Origin of the sequence: Bacillus sp. 7884-1, assembly GCF_002272245.1 — a bacterium.
GTDB lineage: Bacteria > Bacillota > Bacilli > Bacillales > Cytobacillaceae > Neobacillus.
The window spans coordinates 1-20,336 of sequence record NZ_NPDD01000181.1; the positions used below are offsets into that span (position 1 = coordinate 1).

A 20,336-nucleotide genomic window follows, 5' to 3' on the forward strand; every position below is an offset into this window, starting at 1 on the left:
TACCTATTTTACCTGATGAAATAATATGTTTTGGAGCAGGAATAAGCGGAGTGAGCTTTAAAAAATTTCTTTTAATTGCTTGTGTTGCAAAACTAATAACTTCATTCTCTTTAGCATATTCAGTAAATTTTGCACAGTCATTGGCATTAACCAAAACTCAGTTAAGTTTTCTAGTAATTGTAATCTTAGGCATTGTAATGTTGACCTCTATTATAAGTAAAAAAATGTTATTAAAAAGAAATAACACTTAAATTTGATAAAAAAACAAGGGGACAGTTCTTTTATCGGGTTCGGCTTAGGGAGAGAAAATGTTAAATAACAACACAATTATTAACCTATACTACTCACTAAATTCTTTATATTTATCAATGTAGAAAGCTACATAACCACAATTTGAACAAACGGCTGCCTTTGATTTTGCAGATACTTTGTTGAAAAGTCCCTTCCCTTTTTTACTTATTGTAATTCCGGGGGTATCAAATTCAACATTAACTTTGCAATCATTTACCATTTTCGCTTTGACATTGATTACATTTCATCTTTATACTACCTTTGCTTATTTTTAAATACGAACAAGCAAAACATTAAGTTCCTTAAAAGTGCAGAAACTTTACTTATACAAGTAACCTTACCTTTTAATATGAAGAAAGGATACAGTTCTTTTGGTTCACTTCTTGCCAAACGTGAACCAAGAGAACCGTCCCCTTGGTCCCTCTTGGTCCCTTATTTCACTATTTTCTCATAAAAGTTTAATCTATGTTCTGCATTCTCTTTTATGATAATATCTACACCACTGTCCACGATTGGTTCCACATTTTCTCCTTGAATTACCTTCATGGCGGTTTCAACGCTTAAATATCCCATATCATAAGGATTTTGGGCCATGGTACCAGGAATGGTTTCATCTGCAATGAACTTAAGCATCTCGGTAAGGCCATCCGGCCCTATGACAGGTATCGAGAGTCCTTGTTCCTCTAACTCCTTGATTGCCGGTAAGGCGATTGTGTCATTTGTGGTCATGACACCCTTAATATCAGGCTGGTCACGCAAAAGTTTTGTTATCACACTTTGAATCGTTTTGGGATCATCCTGTATCCCTGTTTTTAAATAGGCGATTTGGATTCCAGCATTTCGTAAAGATATGGTTGCACCTTCGATCCGCTCCTTAAAAACGGAGAAAGACAAATCTCCTGCGATAATAGCAATCTTATTCCCTGGCTGCAGCTGCGAAGCTAAAAAGGCTCCAGCTTTTTTACCTAAATCGAGATTATCGGTTCCGATATACGCTGTTTTGTTCTTAATGGGAAGATCCGTATCCACTAGCAAAACAGGAACATCCGTAAACGTTTCTAACGTTGGCTTTACTGATAGACTGATCGGTGCTGTAATGATTACATCGGGCTTTTCTTTGTACGCCTTCATTAATAAATCTGCCTGTTCTTGCGCTGTTGAGTCAGTAGGAACCATCACTTTTCCATCAATGTTAAAGTCTTTAAACCCTTTTTCTATTCCAGCTTTCATAATTCTCCAATATTCTGTGTTTCCTTCTTTTAACACAACGACCACAGTCGGCTTTTTATCAGCAAAGGATACGGAGATAAAACTTAGAACCATGACAGAGATAACCGCACCCATAATCAAATAAATTTTCCCTTTCTTTAACAAGGCATCCTTCCCCCTCTCCTGTTAAAGAATAAACCTACGCGGTTAAGCTTGGAATAACCTGAAATCGAGCTGAGAAAGTCGTCCCTTCATCACCCGTTTCAATTTCAATTTGGGCATCATGCCGTTTTGCTACACTGTAACAAATAGCTAACCCCAAACCTGTTCCTGTTTCCTTTGTTGTAAAGAAAGGTGTCCCTAATTTTGATAATACCTCGGGGCTGATTCCCTGGCCTTCATCTCTTATTTGCAGAACCACGGTCTCTTTGTCTTTATATGTTTTAATGGTTAAATTCCCATTAGACGTCATGGCATCCAATCCGTTTAAGGCAATATTCAAGATGAGCTGGCGAATTTCTTTTTCGTCCAGGGAGATGTCAGGACATTCTCCTAATTCAAGCTTAAGCTGTTTATTCGAACGTAACGCTTCCGCTTGAATCAGAGGAGATAAAGCTTCAATAATGGTGTTCAAGTTTTGATTCCTTTTGACACTAATTTTGTTTTTAGCTAGATTCAAAAATTCTGTGATAATCGAGTTTGCTCTGTTCAATTCCTCTAACATTAAATCGATGATATCAGGAGATAATTTGTCGACTTTATTCCTTGTTAATTGTAAAAATCCTTGTACGGTTGTCATCGGGTTTCTAATCTCATGGGCAATACCTGCTGCCATCTCGCCGATTAAATTTAATCGGTCCAGCCGATACATTTCATTCTCAAGATGTACCCTTTCTGTAATATCATTCAAAACGATGAGCGTACATGGTTCGGAATCGATATCGATCATTTCCGTGGACAATAACCCTGAGCGGACTTCCCCGTTTTTCGTCTCATACTTAATTTTCTTGTTTAGAATCTTATTATTGAAATCAATAGACTTCCCTGTGGCTTCATCGATAAAATTCTTACTATTAATTTTTTGATGCGTCAACTCATCACAGCTATAACCGGTGAATTTGCTCCAGCTGGGATTGATGTCTATAAATGTCAGATCCTTCTGTAATAATATCGCTTTTAATAAGGGGCTGGATTCAAATATTTTTCGAAACCTTTCTTGGGATCGGAACAGATGGTCGGCAATTCTTTTTCGTTCTTCAATTTCTTTTTGCAGTTTCTCATTTGATTTGGTCAGTTCAAGCGTCCGCTTCTCAACAATATCTTCCAAATTTTGAAACCTCTGTTTTTTTACTTCTTCTATTTGCTTTCTTTCTGTTACATCCCGTATCGTACAAACAAAAATCTGTTCATCCTCAATAATGGTTGAAGCAATTAACAAATCCGCATAGAAGCAGCTTTTATCCTTTCGACCAGCCAATACTTCAATAATTTTTCCTACCGATTGTCTAATCGTAGAAAGGAATGAGAATGATGAGTCCAATAACACTTCATCCTCCCATTTAGGAAAAAGCTTCAGAACGTGATTTTCTTCCAATTCCTTTGCCTGGTAGCCAAACATGCTAGTGACGGCAGGATTCACAGAAAGAATGCAACCTTTATTATCAAACGTTAAAATGGTATCGGTTATCGTTTCACTTATGGCTTTTGATAACGCCTCTGTCCGACGCAAATTTAAGGTGGTTCTATCCAGCCTTTTGTTGACCTTATTCAGCTCAAGCAAATGTCCTAGATCCGTTTTAATGATTGTTTCTTGATGATTTTGATGGATTTTAACAAACTGTTCAATTTTCTTTTTCAAGGTTTCCGGCTGAAAGGGTTTAAAAATATAATCAATCGCACCTACGGAGTAACCCTGATGAACATGTTCCATCTCTTGATTAATCGCTGTAATAAAAATAATCGGGATATTTTTTGTCTTTTCTCTAGCCTTGATAAGCTTAGCGGTATCAAAGCCATTCAGTCCCGGCATTTGAACGTCTAGCAAAATTACCGCAAAGTCATGTTGAAGCATGCATTTCAATGCTTCTTTTCCTGAATGGGCGCTAATAAGATTGTAGTTGGGTGAAGTGAGTACGGCTTCTAACGCCAGAAGGTTTTCTGGGTGATCATCCACCATTAAAATATTCACCTTTTGGGCATTCGTATTATTTAACCTTCCGATAGAGTCTTTCGGGTCCATCAAATTCTCCGTAGCAGTCTTCATAACGTGTAAATTTAACCCCCTCTCTTTTTCCTAAACCAAGAAAACCTGACGTACTTAGGCTTTCATATATTAATTGATGAACGTCATTTTGAAGGCTCTTATTAAAATAGATGAGAACATTTCGGCATATAATCAAATCAAACTCGTTAAAAGAATGGTCTGATACCACATTATGCTGGGCAAAGATCATATTTTTCTGAAGGAATGGGTGGAAACAAACCTTATCGTCAATGGCTTTATAGTATTCAGAAAAGGCCTGCTTCCCTCCTGCTTCAATATAGTTTTTGGTATAAAGCTTCATCCCTTCTAAGGGAAAAGTTCCTTGTTTTGCTTTTTCGAGAATATTCTTATTTATATCGGTTGCATAGATTCTTGTTTTATCGTAGATCCCTTCTTCATGAAGGAGGATCGCCATGGAATATACTTCTTCACCAGAAGAACATCCAACATGCCAAATTTTAATCGAAGGATAATCCTTGATTAAAGGGACCACCTTTGTCCGGATACTCTTAAAAAAGGATGGATCTCGAAACATTTCGGTAACATTGATTGAAAAATCGGAAAGTAATCTTGCCATCATACTAGGTTCACGAAGGATTTTTTCCTGCAGGGCCGATATACTTGACAATCTCTCAATCTGAACGCGATGGTTAATCCTTCTTTGGATGAAAGGAAAGGCATAGTTTCTAAAATCATATCCATAATATCGAAACACAGCCTCTAGTAATAAATCAATTTCAATCCTCTCGATTTCTTCAGACTGTACAAGATTACCAGCATCATGAGATTTTACCTGTGCGATTGTCTAGCCCTCCTTCGTAAACAGCCAAACTTGCATTAACGAGAACAGCTGTTCCAGGTTAATCGGCTTGCTAATATAATCGGTAGCTCCTGCCTCCAGGCATTCTTCTCTGCTGTGTTTCATTGCCTTTGCAGTAAGGGCAATGATTGGTATCGTTTCAAATATGCTTATCTTACGAATGTGTTGGATGGCCTCAAACCCATCCATCTCCGGCATCATAATATCCATTAAAATCATGTCGGTATTAGGATTCGCCTTTAGTACCTCCAACGCTTCCTTGCCGTTTTCGGCCACCAAAATCTGCATATCATGATTTTCAAGTGCAATTGTTAAGGCATATACATTACGGATATCATCATCGACGATAAGAATTTTCTTATTTTTCAAAATCGATTTACCATGTGTAATCTGTAGTTCTTCCTTTAGAACTTGATTATTCTTCGTGTTCACTAAATCGTTTGCTTCCAAACTGACCGCTGCTTCCGTTTGTGCCGTAGATATTCTTACTATTTTGTTATTCATTTGAATGTTTGGCAAATACAACGTAAATGTACTTCCATTCCTAATTTCACTTGAAACTTCTATAAATCCGCCCAATAACTGAGCTAGTTCCCTGCAAATCGAAAGACCTAATCCCGTACCGCCATATTTCCTGCTAGTCGTCCCATCTGCTTGTTTGAAAGCATCAAAAATCGTCTCTTGTTTTTCTTTCTCAATTCCAATACCCGTATCTATCACTGAAAAAGCGAACATTCGCTCTAACTGTTCTACTTCCCCTCTATTCACTGTGACGTTTTTCATCACACTACGAATTTGTAATGTGACACTGCCACTTTCCGTAAATTTAAATGCATTGGCTAGGAGATTTTTTAAAATTTGCTGCAGTCGTTGTTCATCCGTAAAGAACGTCATGGGCAAGGCTTGGTCCAATTCGATTGTAAAATGAACTTTCTTCTTATTTGCAATCGGTGAGAATTGACGAAAGATAAAATCTCTCAACTGATTCATTTCTACTTCTTTTGATATCACATCTAGTTTACCAGACTCTACTTTGGCCAAATCTAATATATCATTAATTAAATTCAATAAATCATTTCCGGAAGAGTAAATGGTTTTTATATATTCCTCCTGTTTATATGTTAGATTCCCATCTCCATTTTCAGAGAGGATTTGTGCTAGAATGAGTAAACTATTTAAAGGAGTTCTTAGTTCATGGGACATATTTGCTAGAAACTCAGATTTATATTTAGAACTAAGCTCTAGCTGCTGCGCTTTTTCTTCAAGTGCTGCACTGACCTCTTGTATTTCAAAGTTCCTTTGTTTAGACGCTTCATATTCTTCCTCTAGTTTTTCATTTGTCGTCCTTAACTCCTCTTGCTGCATCTGGAGCTCCTCTGATTGGGCTTGTAGTTCTTCTGTCAGGGCTTGTGATTCTTGCAATAATTTTTCTACCTTCATGTGGTTGATAATACTATTGATTTTGATACCTAAATTGTTATTCACTTCTTCAAGCAGCTTGATGTGTAACGGAGTTAACTCCTCAAAAGAGGCAATTTCGATCACCGCAAGTACATGTTCTTCAAATAAAACTGGTAAAATCATAATCGTTTTAGGAGAAGCTTCTCCCAGACCAGAACCGATTTTTAGATAATCGTCGGGAACCTGGGTTAATTGGATGGGCCGCTTCAAAAGTGCACATTGCCCAATTAATCCCTCCCCTAAACGAAATTGCTTGCGTTCTTCCTCCCCAGTTATAGAGGCAAAGGAAGACATTCTTGATAAATACTGGTCACTTTTGTTAACTTCCTTTAAATAGAAAGCGCCGTAGGTCGCTCCTACCATGGGGACCAGCTTTGTGATTAGCATACTGGCTAGCATCTTCACATTCTCAACTTCTGGATACAAGGTGGCAATTTCAGCAATTTTTGTATTCAGCCAGCTCGTTTCTTCTGCTTCTTCTTTTAATTGTTTCTCGATTCTACTATGTTTCTCAAGTGCTTGGGCCATTTTATTAAAGGCCACAGCGATTTCACTCAGTTCCCCTTTTGAGGTGATCTCAATACGCGGTAAGGAATCAAAATCACTGGCCGTCGCTTGTTTCATCACATCCGTTACCTTGTTAAGATTGTTGCTGGTACTTTTAATGATCCAAATCGCAAAAGCGATACCGATGATTAATCCAATCACAAGGTATATATAAATATTTTCAACTGCCCAATTATAGGTATCTTTTGAACGAACCAGTTCATTCTTTAATCCTTGTTCTTGTAAACCATGAAGGAGTTCTGCCATTTGAATCATTCTTTGACTGAATAGTTCAAACTCATCCCAAAAAGAAGATGAGAGTTCCACGTTTGGATTGATTTTCTTTTCCGTCAACGCTTGGTCTACCATATTTCGATAAGATTCATGTAGGATTTTAAATTTACTAATAAGTTCTTGAGATTTCTCTTGGCTGTCCTTTTTCTCCAATGACGCAATCGCTACTTGTAAATCTGAATTTGAATTTTCCCATGCTTTTAACAAGTCTGAATTGATGGACTCACCACGATCATTCAAAATGGTCGTTATAATTTTTGATGTTGATGAAGTTTTATCTTTAATCGTGGAAGCAATTTCGATTTTCTCATTTAAATCATTAATCACGACGTTCATTTTTACGGTCGATTGTTCTAGCATGTTCATTAATATCATAACGATAATCGTAATGAACAAAAGCAATGATCCTATGCTCGCATATAGCTTCGTTCGAAATCTCATAAAACCTCCTAATTGTCTAATATTCAATGGATCAAATTGGTAGATTCCTTTAATAGATAAACTAGTATAAATTTTCCCACTACTAATCATACTTTAAATCCCTTACTATCGTCTATATGATTTTCAGGACTATGGGGACGGTTCTTTCGGTCTAACCTTATGAGAACCGCCATTTTTCAAGCCCATGAGAACCCTTCTTATGGAAGTTTTTTTGCTGATTCGTTTCCCAGGTAGGTTTAGAAGCCAACTTTCTATTCGCTGAAAATGTTCCGGGATTATCATTTACAGAAGTTGATAAGATGAAAAGATGTTTTCTATGAAGGTGTAATAGTAATGGGAATCACAATTCCTACTATTAATAAAGTCTTTTTTACTCACTTAAGAGTATTCTCGAAGTCCTTATTCCACTAAACCGTCGTACAATCACAGCAACAAAAAAAGCGTTAATCCTTCTCAGATCAACGCATCTGTAGTTGAATAAAAACTCGTTATATCCATTTAGCAAACCAAGCTACATAATAGGCAGCAGGGATAAACAGTAGTTGAGCCACAATTGTCCCCAAAAATTTTGAACTAATCATCGTCAGAGAGTAACTTTTCAAGTAAATATAATCAGTTTGTTTTTTCATTACTCTATCAGCTAATACTGAGGCTTTTGGGTCAATAAACAATGTCAACAAAATAGTTGCTATACCATTTATTATGCCAGATGACATTAATGCAGCCTGAGCATAATCTTCTGGAACTAACATTGATGCATAAATGGAAGATAGTACACCAATGGTGAATACAGCGGAAATGATAACATTAATCACAAAGAGTCGTTTCGGAATGGTTTTTACCGTAATTCCCTTAAGGTATGTAAATCTCGGAAGCCTAAAACATATTAAAATTTTTCTAATGCCATTTCGATTGAATTGATTAGCAAACATTCCAATTATTGAACCACGTTGATTGGAAAGTTGGACAATTGCTCTTGAAAAGATGTTGATGAACGTAGGAAATAACAGAATTCCCAACAACACTCCAATAGAGGTCATACCAATTAATATCCTATACTGCTCCTCTATATAGTGTAATTTGTCTACATCAGGTGCTTCTGCGATAAGTTTTGCTGTTAGAGGTTGTTGAATCATTGTAGAAAATCTTGAAACGATCACTAGCGTACTAAACAAAGATAAAGCCGTTGCAATATATTTGACCCTTGCCCCTGAAATCCTTGTTGAATAAGCTAATGTTTCGATCATTGTAATGATTAATAAAAATAAGGATATTATAATTACCTTTCCTGTAATTAGCTCCATAAACTGCCCCTTAATAATAATGATAGCTGTATTATAAACTACTTTTTATTGATTTGGTATTATTCGGAGGAAGTCAAAATAGTCTTCGATTTCTTCTTCACCAAATCCCGTTAGATAATCGTATCTAACTGAGGGAGCACAAAAAGAAAAGCCGTCAATTATGACCGCTCCATTCTTGCACTCTTGCACTGGTTTAGTTTAAGTACAAACTTTCACAAACTTACGTGATACAACGAAAAAATAAAATTCATTGATTATTAAACAAAATAACATTTACATTTTTTTACACATATACTAAAATATAATTAAGTAAAATTTTTTTTAGTAAAAAATAATTTATTATAGGGAAGGAGAATTTTAAAATGAGTCTATTAGATATTTATCTGCAAAAGAACGGGAAAAAACGATACGATGTATTTAAAGAAACTGGAATCAGTCAGCAAATGCTTTCAAGTGTTAATAAAAAAAGTGTCGGTCATTATTCAGTCAAAACAATTCAAGCCATTGCGAAAACAGTAGAGAAAAGTGAAGGAACTGTGCTAGATGAATTAATACAATTAGAGAATGAAAATGCTTATTTCGAAGTTTATAATGCTGAAGATTTACTATTAGCCTTTAGGAATAAGGAAGAGTATATTCTAATCAAAGGCGAATACAAAAAAGAAATGGATGAATTAGCGAAGTCACAACTTTCTGATACAGAAAAATTAGGTTTGGAATTAGGGTCAGCTGGATTAGTAACTGTGTTGGCAGAAGTAATTTTGAACTTAGTAGATTTATTCAGTAGTAAAGATGATGACAAAAAGAAAATTGAAAACCAAGTTCGTAAGTATAAGTTTAAAAAACTAAATGAAAATGAAATCCTATTGTATTTACGTCAATTAGATTATTAGGAGTTTAAGAAGAAGTGACACTGCGGGATAGTTGTTAGTAATAGAAAAGTGACTGGGAGAAGAATCCTGCCAACTAAAGAATGTTTAGATAGCTGGAATTACAAATAAATCTATCCTTGGAGAATCCCTCTTGGATGGATTTATTTGTTTATTTGCTTATAAATATATCCCCGTTCTTAAACAAAACTGCTTCGTTAGTAGGACAAGAAAAAAAGCCGCAGCTCCGACTCTTTGTTAATCTCAGCACCCTATAGTGTAGGTACAATATTCAATATTCACAAACTATTTTAAAAAAAAGAAATAGACTCCTGCCAAATGATACGCACTCCTTAGTTGAATGGGTACATTTAAATGTGCTACTTAACAATCCAACATTTCCATTTCTTATAGAATCTGTCCAAATATTTTAACCTTTTACCCTCCCATAATTAGGTGTGGTAACAACTGTAAACGGCGTCTACTACATAGCAAACTTCAGGTTTTCCTGCTGTAAAAAAGCCTGTTAAAGCTGGTTTATTCACATAATAACCTGGTATCGCATTGGGTGGAGTATTTTTGATGTATCCGGATCTTCCATTCCATTTATATTAATTTTAGGTGTTATCAATACAGGTATAGGATTTTGGTTATTTATCTCAGGTATGGTGAAGTTAAAAGGACAGAATATTGCGATGCTAAGCTATGTAGATCCATTTGTGGCAATCCTTATTTCGGCAATTATCCTTCAAGAACAAATGACACTTATTCAAATATTTGGTGGTGCTTTACTTTTAGGCTAAACATTTGTTAGTGAAATTAGATCAGTCACATTTTCAAAACTACGAATGAAAACGCCAGCTAAATAACGTAATAACGCAGTGGGAAGCATTCGTTTCTCACTGTTTTATTTTAAGGTTTTTCACCAATTTCCATATATCATTTCAATTACTTCTATAAAAGTCTTGATTTTTCCTCAAATTCAAAAGACCAGTCAATATCTACTGACTGGTCTTTATGGTATTTAGATATTTAATGGAATAACACTTCTCTAACTCAAATATCATCCAAGTTTATTGCTACCTTTTTTCTTTACTGGCATCCAAATTTCGCTATATTTATTTTCCGATGGACTATTGTGCTGTGTGAAAGAAATGCCGGGTATATCTGCTACTTCATAGTCTGAAGAAGGCAACCATTCAGAATAAATTTTTGCAGTCGTTTCTTGAAACGTAGCTGGAAATGGCCCTTGATTAGGGAAAATTGCCCATAAACTTTCTTCAATCGTAATTTGCTCTAAATTATCAAAGGGATTATCTTTTGTCGTGGCAAAACCAATCATATGTGTTAAGTAGCCTTTTTCTTCCAAGAAACCATCATCAAAATCATAAGATACATTCAAGACTTGATGAGGATATAAATCAGCTAATTGATGCATTTCATTTCTTTGTTGTTCGGTAATGGACTGGGCTAGTTCTAAGATGGCATTATTTACACCTTCGAATTGAATAGGCACTCTTTTCGATACACCTACTATATTAAACTTCTCTTTCTTTTCAATTTTGAATTCCATTGATATTCCTCCCCTTATATCTATAAAGAATGAAAATTTGGGAAATGATTTTTGAATCTTGTTTTTCGTTACTTCTGAAGGTAAAAAACCACTCCATTCACGAAACGCTCTTGAAAATCCTTCAATTGATTGATAACCATATTTATAGGCAATATCTGTCACTTTGGCTCCATTTATTAATTCAACATTCGCTACTGACAATCTCCTATTTTTGATATACTCATTCAATGACATACCAGCCATATACGAGAACATTCTTTTAAAATGATAATCAGATAGACCAACAATTTTTGAAATCTCTTTCCCAGAGATTGCTTCCGTCAAATGCGTTTCGATGTAATCCATTAAATGATTGAATTTCTGTAACATTCATTTCCCTCCTTTACAATTACATATTATCGTAATAATTTATCATTCACTCGATATTTATTATACGGAAAATATCGGAATACGACTTTAAAAAATGTAGCGAAAAAGACAAACTACAGAAATCAGATAGATATGGTTCTCCAAAATATTCTTTAATCTTGTAGGTAATTTCTCCAAATGAATATTAAGTATTCTTAATAAGCAAACTTGCCCCTTTTGTTTAATAAGAAATCCCACAAAAAAAGCGTTAGTCCTCCTTGGGACCAACGCTTTCGCTTGGTTTGTTCTATAATGCCTACATATAAAAACCTCGGTGTTGGTCTGCCTTCACTAAGGACTATTTATGATTCAGGGTTCATAAAGATCAACGGTAACCGTTAGTTCAAAAAAAATCATATTATCAGCCTCATATTTTCTATTGTTTGTCTAATCCTTTTTTTCCATTATAGAATACTAATGTCATACCTATTATTAGACAAATTAGCCCACCTAAACCAGTCGTAATTAAGGGTATTTCTTTTTTAAAAAAGAACTAACTGATACCCAAAAATATAATAATTACGAAGCCTAAAACATTAATTTTATTAAGTTTCATTCCATACCTCCATCAGATCTTCGTTTATGTTTTTCGTTTATGATTTTCTTGTTAAGAATCCTTACATTCCCTACCATTAGCAGCCTCATATCTTCTACAATATACCTAGCCAACTCTTCGTCAGAAATGTCATCTCCATCAATGTCAAGACGGAATTCCTGTCCTTGAATTCCACCGCCATTCGTAAACTCGATCTCAAAGTCGAATAGAACTCTTTTATCCATTTTGAATCCACCTTTAACTTAGTTTTAGAGTTATATATATTCTGGTTTTATAATACAAATACCTTCTTACACTAATCTGCCCGTTAGCCATTCCACCCTAAAAATTCTAGGATTTCCTTGTAGCTATCAATCTACAAAATCGGGTCTTTTTTTCAGCCCAAATTAATATAATGATTTACCTAACGGATTTCAGAGGTGAATAGTTTGGAGATTTTGGGGTTATCTTTTGCGGTACTATTGAAAGTCATTTTAATCAATGTTGTTCTAAGTGGAGATAATGCAGTTGTGATCGCGATGGCTTCACGTAATGTTCCAAAGAAACAACAAAAGAAAGTGATATTTTGGGGAACATTCGGAGCGATTATTTTACGTTTACTTTTTGCAGTAGCTATTGGTTACTTACTAGACTTCCCTTTTGTCACTTTGGTAGGTGGTCTTCTGCTAGTGTATATTGCCATTAAACTATTAATTGGGGAAGACGAGGATCATCACAGTAAAGGTGGTTCAAGTTTTATTACGGCCGTGAAAACGATCATCATTGCTGATGCCGTCATGTCCCTTGATAATGTACTAGCTATCGCTGGTGCAGTGAAAGGGAATTTATTCGGTATTATTATAGGTGTAATTGTCAGTATTCCGATCGTTGTTTTCGGCAGCCAGTTAATCTTAAAAGCAATGGTAAAGTATCCTATTATTTCGTATGCAGGCGCTGGAATTTTAGCTTGGACCGCTGGGGAAATGATTGCCGGTGAACCAAAATTCGAGCATATACTCCCACATGATTTTCATTTATTAATTCCTACGACTCTTACCATTCTAGTAATTGGTTTTGGCTATTTTCTTACTAAAAAAAATGTAAATAGGGCTTAAGCCAACGGGAAGGGCTTATTTCACTTCCCTCAAGCTCTTCCCTTCATGAATCTCTTGGATACCTTCCTCACAAACTCCATATGAACGCCAGGAACAAGTTTCACAAACAATTTGAATATCAGCGGGAACGACAAACTTTCGAATACATGACTCAATGTCCTCCCATTTCAAAATTTGTCCGATCTTAAGCCCCATTTTCTCTAAAATGTCCGCATCTCTTACATAGATATTATCATCTTGGCAATGGTATTTACCTGAGTTGGGGTATTTTGCACACAACTGATCAGTTCCTTTTACAAGTTCAATTAACGTCTTGGGATTGTTTCTTAAGGTTTGATGCAAATGTGTCATATTTTCCACATATTCTTCAGAATACCCCATTCCCCTATAGCCAAGTAGGCAAAATAGATGGTGACCTCGCAGCTTAATCATAGCTTCCCACTCTCCCGTTTCCTCATAATCTTCTACTTTAATAATAGATCATATTGTTATAACTTGGTACTTTTGATTCTTTACTACTTCCTTCTCATTCTCTATCATTTTTTATTTTATACTAAAGAATGTAGTGGTGAAGAACATGATGAAATTTCTAATTTTTATTGGTCGGTTTACTATGTTTTATTTGTTTTGAAGTGGTTTAGTATAATAAGAAAAAATGGATTTCACAAACTCATTTACATTCCCAACTACCCTTTTGCCAAGGAAATCATTTCAATGGATAAGACGGGATAAAACATCTTATAACCTGATTTAAGGGAGAAAAATTCTCTCTTTTCATGTTGCCTTAAAATTTCTTCCTTCAACTGAAAAAACGATGAATTACATTCCAACTGAAATGTAATCCATCGTTCCTTAAGTTAAAACATTGATTTCTAATGCAGTTTTGCTTCGGAATCTACTCTTTATTGTCAATTTTATCTATGGGCTTTATTCCTTTAATTTCTCCTCCTGCGAAAGAGCACTACCCGCTGTATATTCTTCTAAAGCATGCTGGCAACCCCCGAGTTGTATAATTGATCAATGCGCCACCAACCACACCAAATTTTGAATATTTCCATGATTTCATCGATGGTTACACCGCATATAAGTAGCCTTCCATGTGTAGCAAATGCATTCATCGTAGGGGCTGACTATTGATAGGGGCTAATCCCTTAATGGTGTAATTACCCTAACTGGCGTTTGAATACTTTACTGGCGAAGAAGTAAGCGATGACCATGATACCGACGCACCAGGCAAGCGCGATCCAGATATCGTTGCCAACAGATCCTTCATACAAGAGGGCACGAATCGCATTCACGATTGAAGTCACGGGCTGGTTCTCAGCGAACGCACGGACAATTTCAGGCATGGTTTCTGTGGGAACAAAGGCCGAACTGATAAACGGCAGGAAAATCAGCGGGTACGAGTAGGCAGTCGCCCCTTCCATAGACCCCGCTGTCAGTCCGGGAATGACAGCCAGCCATGTCAGCGCCAGCGTAAACATCGCGAGGATCCCAATTACGGCGAGCCAATCCACGATATCAGCGCTGGAACGAAAGCCCATTAAGAGCGCGACGAGGATAACCACCACGATAGTAAGTGCATTGGAAACAATAGAGGTCAACACGTGAGCCCACAATACCGACGAGCGCTTGATGGGCATGGTAATGAAACGCGCCATCAGTCCGCTCTTTACATCCGTAAACAGTCTTACAGAAGTGTAAGCAACGCCGGATGCGATAGCCATCAGCAAGATTCCCGGCAATAAATAATTGACGTAGTTGTCCGTGCCTGTCTCTATGGCACCACCAAATACGTATACAAACAGCAGCATCATCATAATCGGTGTAATTGCCACCGTGATAATCGTATCCGGGCTGCGCATGATGTTGCGCATTAAACGCCCCAGTAATACCCCTGTTTTGCTTTTCATTTACATCTCCTCCTTTTTACCAATTATCGCTAGGAAAATTTCTTCTAATGTCGGCTGCTTCTCGATGTATTCCACTTTCGCTGGAGGGAACATCTCTTTAAGTTCGGTCAGAGTACCAGTCGTGATGATTTTTCCGTCATGCAGGATGGCAATACGATCCGCCAGTTGTTCGGCTTCCTCCAGGTACTGGGTCGTCAGCAATATGGTCGTGCCGCCGCCGGCAAGCTCCTTGACAGTATCCCAGACTTCAATCCGCGCTTCGGGGTCAAGCCCTGTCGTCGGTTCGTCGAGAAAAATGACTGCTGGCGTCCCGATCAGGCTCATAGCGATGTCAAGCCGGCGCTTCATCCCGCCGGAATATTTGTCAGCCCGCAGGTTAGCAGCATCGGACAGGCTAAACCTTGTAAGTAGATTGTCGGCGACTTGAGTGGGATTGGAAACTCCCCGCAACTTGGCGATCATCACCAGGTTTTCCCGTCCGGTGAGCATGCCGTCTAGAGCTGAGAATTGCCCTGTCAGGCTGATGCACTGGCGAACATGATCCGGTTGGCGCTTAACGTCAAAACCACAAATACCTACTTCACCGCGATCGGCTTTCATCAGTGTCGAGAGAATATTAACCGTCGTCGTCTTGCCCGCTCCATTTGATCCAAGAAGTGCGAAAATTTCGCCACGGCACACCTCAAAATCCACCCCCATTAAGACTTCCTTGTCTTTAAAGGATTTTTTTAACCCTTTTACAGAAATCGCTGCATTGCTCATACTTTTTTCCTCCTTATAATAAGCGCAGCAAGGCGCTAAATTAGCTATTCTGCACTACACTAGTCTGTCTGACTGATATTCTGTATTACTTACTACCGGGTAAAAAATATAACTGAATAGTGAAGGTGATACATTTGTAACCAGCTATTCAGTCGGAATTATCTATTGAATTTACTTTTTTTCCAATCGCCTTCATGATACGCTGATTCAAATCTTCACGATACTTGTCGACATAGGTTTTAGCGGTAGCCATTAGTTCGTCGGAAAGGAAGTCAAGTCGCCCCAGTGACGGTTTACGTGGTTAGTGTCGATGTTAGGCGATACTCCACTTGGAATTCACCATTAGCCACGACCAATAGTATCGTTTAACTTCTTGCGATATTTGTCCTTCCAAGTTTGCTCATCCTTCACCAAGTCATCGCAGAAAGCAGCCACGTCCTCGCCCGTAAGGTCAATGACTTTCTTGCCTTCCGCTGCTCCTTCCTCAAATAGCTCGAGAATGCCGACAAAGATACGGCTGCTGTCCTTCCAGTCCGTGGGACCACCACCAGCAGTCCACATATATTTTTGGATTGCTTTGTACGCGTTGCGGTACTCACTTGGAAGTGCCTTTGCACGTGCCTCCATCTCCCTCCATTCCCGCTTGTCATCTAGACTTCCAATGATTTTTTCAAAAATATTCATTTTACTTCTCTCCTTTTAATTTTATTTTAGTCTTAAGTTCGTTAATTTTAATTGAGATGAAATCCCATTTTTTCCAAAAAACCTCAAGCTGCTCTTGACCTGCTGCGTTGAGTGTGTAAAATTTTCTTGGCGGTCCCATAGTGGATGGCTTTTTCTCGATGTCCACCAGATTGTTTTTCTCAAGACGCATGGTAATCGTATAAACTGTGCCTTCAACCACATCAGTGAAGCCAAGTTCTCGCAGCTGTTGCGTGATTTCATAACCGTAAGTTTCTCCTCGGCTGATGATTTCAAGCACACAACCTTCAAGCACCCCTTTCAGCATTTCCGTAATGTTTTCCATTCTTTTCCTCCATTTATATTTTACTTATATTTTTTCAGTACTCTGTAACACAGGTATTTTGTGTTACAGATACTTAGTATTACTGACTACTAGTATATAGTATTACCGATTAGTTTACATGTCAATAAAAATTTTCGTCAAAAAAGCCCTTATTACGAATTCTAAAGGGTTCACTTAAAGGGTGCACGAAGTCAAATTGACGCACGAAATGGCATACGAATTGGCGTATGCCATTTTTGTTATCGTATCAAGGGTTTAGATTGATTGAAAGAAGAATTGACAGTATAAAATATAAGTTCAATATCAAATGACATTACTTATTTTACAAGGAAAAATTGGTGTCAAATTATATGTTATTTCTATTACCAAAACGGGTGTCAATATACTCGCTCTTTAGGATAAAACTTGCCATGAAATCGATAAAACTGTCCTCAATGACTGCTCTTGAGGAAAATAATTTGTGAAGGGTTTGATGTGCAAGAACTCACTCAATTTCGTGGACTGATTTACATGTTAAGGTGAACAAAATGATGATTAGTAATAAGAACGGTCCCGACTTCGCAAAAAAAAACAGGCGACTATTCAGTTACAAACGCATCGAGTCAATTAATTTGATGCGTTTGTTATTTTAGGGAAAGGCTTATTAATAAGTTTGTTAAGAAATGTACTTAAACGCTATTTCGACTATATAATCTTTTAATTACTTCGATTCTGACAAGCCTACAAGCATTTCTATCATTTCTTCGTAATATGTATGTGATCGATTTTATTTAAGAAAAGAAGGCCCGCTGGCCCATGGAAATTTTTTTTAATCATTTGTTAATTAGAGTCTGCGTCTTCTTCTCCTTACTCTTTTTGAATTCAAAGGGGAAAAATAAGAATTCAAAGGGGAATAATCGTCTTCTTCTAAAATCGTCACGAAAAAAACCCATGTGTAATCATCCTCCTTTCATTTCAGAAGTCTATGTGACAAAGGGACAGAATAACTTAATCTGCCCTTTGTTCCATACAATTTAGTGCATAGAAGTAGCCCCCTACAATAATCAGAAGAATGAACAATACAACGATTAATACAAAGCTGCTGCCGCCATAGCCACCTCCGTATCCATAACCGCCGTTATAGCCACTGTATCCGCAGAACCAACCCATATTTTCACCACCAATCGGACAAAAGCTATTTCTCCTTATGAATATTTTTTACGATAAGGGTTGATTGGACATACATCATGTTTAGGTCAAAACAATTTCTAAAAATAAAAAAGCGTCTGCAAAACAATGCAAACGCCTCTTCTGAGGTAGATATATTGGATTGGCGGGCTTAATTTTAACTTAATACAACAGAATTAAACTGAATAGGACAAGTGCTGATGATAAATAAATTAAGCAGCCTGGATTTCCCGGATCTGACCACCTGGCCATATTGCACCTGTTGACCCATTAAAATAAAATGATAACCGTCGAACCCTTGAAGTGTAAAGGATTGGCTTTTTATACTTAATTCGATATTAACCTTTTTTTACCAAATCCCTTCTTTCACTGACCTTCATCTTTTCTTCAAAAATAAATGGCGATTTTTTGTTACCTGCTTTATCTTTTCGCCTTAGAATGCTGTTTTTTTGAGTCTTAACGTCTCGTCCCCATAAATGATTGTCCTTTTTACTTAAGTCCGAATCTAAAATTGAATAAATGCCCATATTAATAGGAACAATGATGAGAAAGGATGGTTATACTATGATTTATATTTATAATGATTATGGAGGGACACATACCACGTCTTTGGCTGCTGCCTATCATTTAAAACAACTTCCTCAATCGGAACGAAAACTAACCTCGGAAGAAATATTAAAGGTAAAATATTTTAATAAACTAACGAAATCGGATTTTGGAAAAATTATTTTTCACGGTACAGATGAAGAAGGCAACTCAGTTTATTCCATAGGACGGAAAAGGAACAAATTTGTTGTACCAGCATTAAAAGAATTAACTTTACTTCTACAAGGAAAATACCATTTTGAAGAAAAAATCGTTTTCTCCAATACATCCCCTACTGTCCCTTTTGCTATGTCATTAGGTGGTTTTTTCTCAAGAGGATTGGGATTGGACTTTATAGGTGTACCCTTATTAGTGATTGGTGCTAAACAATGCTGTGATAATATATTTCGGTTAGTTGAAAATACCAAACAAGTTGGTCGTACCACTTTCAATGAAAATGTAGTTATTTTAGAAAATGAGATATATAAATAGTACAAAAATATTATCAGTAATGATTAATTTAAAGTGATGAAATAATGGATTTTCCTACATTACATACTAATTTTTGGGACGCTGTAATAGCCGTTCCCGTTGTAATGGTACTGAAAAAGAATTCTATATATCGGTTTAAAAATAAACGGCAAAAAAATAACTTTCGTACTGAGACATAACATACCAAGTAAATCCTGCTTTTCTACTAACCATTAGAATTTTAGAATCATGTTAGTGTGGCTATTCCCTTCTCTTACTCTATAAATCAAATCTTGAGAACTATATACCAATATTAAAAGATTTCCCTCATATAATGATCAAATAAAAAAGGTGATGCCTTTAAACTCTCCGCCTTTTAAGTGAGAGTGCTTCTTTTTCTTTTCCTTTTTGCAATCAATTTTCCAAGATAATAAACGATGATAATAAATACAGACATGATACTGAAATATGTAATCATCACGTCTATCGCATTAGAACTTCCAATATGGCCTTCTCCACCTCTGAAGCCTCCTTCTGGTGAGGCAGGTCTTTCGGCATGATCTTCATCTCTATTGAAATCACCTTCTGAAAAATTCGGTCTTTCTCTACCTTTGAAATCACCTTCTGCCGTTTGTGATGAAGAAACATTAAACACCTTTGGTATTCTTTGAACCTGTATGATGAAATTGGAGGAGTACATTTGATAGCCTCCAAACACCAATAGAGCAATTGTCGCTACTTTTGCTATATTCCCCCATTTTGGTCGGAGCAAATTATTTGGTAACTGGATTCATTTGGTGTTATATCACTGCAAAAACAAACAGTGCCGAATTGTCGATTGGCGCGCACGCAGCAAATTATATACTATTGGGGTGGTTCATCACGATGGATGACTCTGCCTTTGGTGACATCCCATCCTTATTTGTTGACAGAAATATCGACCCGGCGATTTCACTCATGTGGACCATTGTTTCTCTTGGAATCTTCTTATTTATTTCTTTGAGAAAATACAAATTTACTAGACATTAATAAAGACGCTAGTAACCTTGCTATTTGTGAAAGGTTACTAGCATCTTTTTTTATCGATACCATTTTTCGGGCAATTTTGAAGAAAATTCTTCTTAGATTACCGCCCCCGTTAACAAGAAGTACCCCTTGCTACAATATTGAATAGGCTTTGTTAAGTTGTATTGTTGTTTTTCAGGTATAAAATATGGGAACGTCCGATTTGGACGTTCCCGTTCTTATTCAATTAAAGCCCCCTATATTGGAATAACTGTAT

Annotated in this window: 17 protein-coding genes and 3 pseudogenes; 6 read left to right on the plus strand and 14 right to left on the minus strand. The window is 36.7% G+C overall.

Features of this window, described 5'->3' with window-relative positions; all coding sequences use genetic code 11:
* Positions 1 to 251 (plus strand): annotated as a pseudogene (locus tag CHI06_RS30220) (VTT domain-containing protein); the annotation flags it as partial.
* Positions 252 to 723: 472 nt separating this feature from the next.
* Here the strand turns inward: CHI06_RS30220 and CHI06_RS20260 are convergent.
* The 5 genes from CHI06_RS20260 to CHI06_RS20280 form a co-directional block, all read right to left on the minus strand.
* Positions 724 to 1,665 carry a sugar ABC transporter substrate-binding protein gene (locus CHI06_RS20260; RefSeq protein ID WP_095250412.1) on the minus strand — a complete coding sequence of 314 codons (942 nt, stop codon included), beginning with the start codon at positions 1,663 to 1,665 and terminating at the stop codon, positions 724 to 726.
* Between the two features lie 34 nt (positions 1,666 to 1,699).
* A complete protein-coding gene (locus CHI06_RS20265; protein ID WP_257009388.1) occupies positions 1,700 to 3,763 on the minus strand; it encodes a PAS domain S-box protein in 2,064 nt (687 codons plus the stop codon).
* Positions 3,705 to 4,565 carry a CheR family methyltransferase gene (locus tag CHI06_RS20270; protein ID WP_257009389.1) on the minus strand — a complete coding sequence of 287 codons (861 nt, stop codon included), beginning with the start codon at positions 4,563 to 4,565 and terminating at the stop codon, positions 3,705 to 3,707. Before CHI06_RS20270 ends, CHI06_RS20265 begins: the two co-directional genes overlap by 59 nt.
* Before the next feature lie 3 nt (positions 4,566 to 4,568).
* Positions 4,569 to 7,325, minus strand: coding sequence for a response regulator (locus CHI06_RS20275; RefSeq protein ID WP_179292714.1), 2,757 nt, complete (start codon positions 7,323 to 7,325; stop codon positions 4,569 to 4,571).
* A 488-nt stretch (positions 7,326 to 7,813) separates the two neighbouring features.
* Positions 7,814 to 8,629, minus strand: coding sequence for a lipid II flippase Amj family protein (locus tag CHI06_RS20280; RefSeq protein ID WP_095250416.1), 816 nt, complete (start codon positions 8,627 to 8,629; stop codon positions 7,814 to 7,816).
* A 362-nt stretch (positions 8,630 to 8,991) separates the two neighbouring features.
* On the opposite strand from CHI06_RS20280, the gene CHI06_RS30225 reads away from it, so the two are divergent.
* Positions 8,992 to 9,522: a hypothetical protein gene (locus CHI06_RS30225; RefSeq protein WP_218833112.1), complete on the plus strand. Its 531-nt coding sequence runs from the start codon at positions 8,992 to 8,994 to the stop codon at positions 9,520 to 9,522.
* 515 nt (positions 9,523 to 10,037) lie between these two features.
* Positions 10,038 to 10,298 (plus strand): annotated as a pseudogene (locus CHI06_RS20290) (EamA family transporter); the annotation flags it as partial.
* A gap of 263 nt (positions 10,299 to 10,561) precedes the next feature.
* On the opposite strand, the gene CHI06_RS20295 reads toward CHI06_RS20290, so the two are convergent.
* Positions 10,562 to 11,440 (minus strand): AraC family transcriptional regulator, encoded by an 879-nt coding sequence (locus tag CHI06_RS20295; RefSeq protein ID WP_095250417.1) that lies wholly within the window; start codon positions 11,438 to 11,440, stop codon positions 10,562 to 10,564.
* 591 nt (positions 11,441 to 12,031) lie between these two features.
* Positions 12,032 to 12,259: a cyclase gene (locus tag CHI06_RS20300; protein ID WP_095250418.1), complete on the minus strand. Its 228-nt coding sequence runs from the start codon at positions 12,257 to 12,259 to the stop codon at positions 12,032 to 12,034.
* A gap of 204 nt (positions 12,260 to 12,463) precedes the next feature.
* Here CHI06_RS20300 and CHI06_RS20305 point away from each other — a divergent pair, with 204 nt between their 5' ends.
* Positions 12,464 to 13,129 (plus strand): TerC family protein, encoded by a 666-nt coding sequence (locus CHI06_RS20305; RefSeq protein WP_095250419.1) that lies wholly within the window; start codon positions 12,464 to 12,466, stop codon positions 13,127 to 13,129.
* 15 nt (positions 13,130 to 13,144) lie between these two features.
* Here the strand turns inward: CHI06_RS20305 and CHI06_RS20310 are convergent, their stop codons facing one another.
* The 6 genes and pseudogenes from CHI06_RS20310 to CHI06_RS20340 all read right to left on the minus strand — a co-directional run bounded on the left by CHI06_RS20310 (position 13,145) and on the right by CHI06_RS20340 (position 17,980).
* Positions 13,145 to 13,561 (minus strand): DUF1284 domain-containing protein, encoded by a 417-nt coding sequence (locus CHI06_RS20310; protein ID WP_095250420.1) that lies wholly within the window; start codon positions 13,559 to 13,561, stop codon positions 13,145 to 13,147.
* Between the two features lie 731 nt (positions 13,562 to 14,292).
* Positions 14,293 to 15,042 (minus strand): ABC transporter permease, encoded by a 750-nt coding sequence (locus CHI06_RS20315; RefSeq protein ID WP_095250421.1) that lies wholly within the window; start codon positions 15,040 to 15,042, stop codon positions 14,293 to 14,295.
* The gene (locus CHI06_RS20320; protein WP_095250422.1) at positions 15,043 to 15,804 is read right to left on the minus strand and encodes an ABC transporter ATP-binding protein; all 762 of its coding nucleotides are present in this window, start codon (positions 15,802 to 15,804) and stop codon (positions 15,043 to 15,045) included.
* A gap of 148 nt (positions 15,805 to 15,952) precedes the next feature.
* Positions 15,953 to 16,488: pseudogene (locus CHI06_RS31150) on the minus strand (DUF1048 domain-containing protein).
* Between the two features lies 1 nt (position 16,489).
* On the minus strand, positions 16,490 to 16,831 hold the full coding sequence (locus CHI06_RS20335) for a PadR family transcriptional regulator (RefSeq protein WP_095250424.1): 342 nt from the start codon (positions 16,829 to 16,831) through the stop codon (positions 16,490 to 16,492).
* Between the two features lie 987 nt (positions 16,832 to 17,818).
* Positions 17,819 to 17,980: a YjcZ family sporulation protein gene (locus CHI06_RS20340; protein ID WP_095250425.1), complete on the minus strand. Its 162-nt coding sequence runs from the start codon at positions 17,978 to 17,980 to the stop codon at positions 17,819 to 17,821.
* 582 nt (positions 17,981 to 18,562) lie between these two features.
* On the opposite strand from CHI06_RS20340, the gene CHI06_RS20345 reads away from it, so the two are divergent.
* Complete coding sequence (locus CHI06_RS20345; protein ID WP_095250426.1) at positions 18,563 to 19,075, plus strand: DUF3189 family protein; 513 nt, start codon at positions 18,563 to 18,565, stop codon at positions 19,073 to 19,075.
* 355 nt (positions 19,076 to 19,430) lie between these two features.
* Here the strand turns inward: CHI06_RS20345 and CHI06_RS20350 are convergent, their stop codons facing one another.
* On the minus strand, positions 19,431 to 19,754 hold the full coding sequence (locus CHI06_RS20350) for a hypothetical protein (protein ID WP_095250427.1): 324 nt from the start codon (positions 19,752 to 19,754) through the stop codon (positions 19,431 to 19,433).
* A 77-nt stretch (positions 19,755 to 19,831) separates the two neighbouring features.
* Between CHI06_RS20350 and CHI06_RS29440 the strand changes: the two genes are divergently transcribed.
* Positions 19,832 to 20,083 carry a hypothetical protein gene (locus CHI06_RS29440; protein WP_142300993.1) on the plus strand — a complete coding sequence of 84 codons (252 nt, stop codon included), beginning with the start codon at positions 19,832 to 19,834 and terminating at the stop codon, positions 20,081 to 20,083.
* Positions 20,084 to 20,336: the final 253 nt, after the last annotated feature.

Coding starts and splice junctions, on each gene's coding strand:
- CHI06_RS20265 (WP_257009388.1), bottom strand. CDS start 3,763: ATGAAGACTGCTACGGAGAATTTGATGGACCCGAAAGACTCTATCGGA.
- CHI06_RS20275 (WP_179292714.1), bottom strand. CDS start 7,325: ATGAGATTTCGAACGAAGCTATATGCGAGCATAGGATCATTGCTTTTG.
- CHI06_RS20280 (WP_095250416.1), bottom strand. CDS start 8,629: ATGGAGCTAATTACAGGAAAGGTAATTATAATATCCTTATTTTTATTA.
- CHI06_RS30225 (WP_218833112.1), top strand. CDS start 8,992: ATGAGTCTATTAGATATTTATCTGCAAAAGAACGGGAAAAAACGATAC.
- CHI06_RS20295 (WP_095250417.1), bottom strand. CDS start 11,440: ATGTTACAGAAATTCAATCATTTAATGGATTACATCGAAACGCATTTG.
- CHI06_RS20300 (WP_095250418.1), bottom strand. CDS start 12,259: ATGGATAAAAGAGTTCTATTCGACTTTGAGATCGAGTTTACGAATGGC.
- CHI06_RS20310 (WP_095250420.1), bottom strand. CDS start 13,561: ATGATTAAGCTGCGAGGTCACCATCTATTTTGCCTACTTGGCTATAGG.
- CHI06_RS20315 (WP_095250421.1), bottom strand. CDS start 15,042: ATGAAAAGCAAAACAGGGGTATTACTGGGGCGTTTAATGCGCAACATC.
- CHI06_RS20320 (WP_095250422.1), bottom strand. CDS start 15,804: ATGAGCAATGCAGCGATTTCTGTAAAAGGGTTAAAAAAATCCTTTAAA.
- CHI06_RS20335 (WP_095250424.1), bottom strand. CDS start 16,831: ATGGAAAACATTACGGAAATGCTGAAAGGGGTGCTTGAAGGTTGTGTG.
- CHI06_RS20340 (WP_095250425.1), bottom strand. CDS start 17,980: ATGGGTTGGTTCTGCGGATACAGTGGCTATAACGGCGGTTATGGATAC.
- CHI06_RS20345 (WP_095250426.1), top strand. CDS start 18,563: ATGATTTATATTTATAATGATTATGGAGGGACACATACCACGTCTTTG.
- CHI06_RS20350 (WP_095250427.1), bottom strand. CDS start 19,754: ATGTACTCCTCCAATTTCATCATACAGGTTCAAAGAATACCAAAGGTG.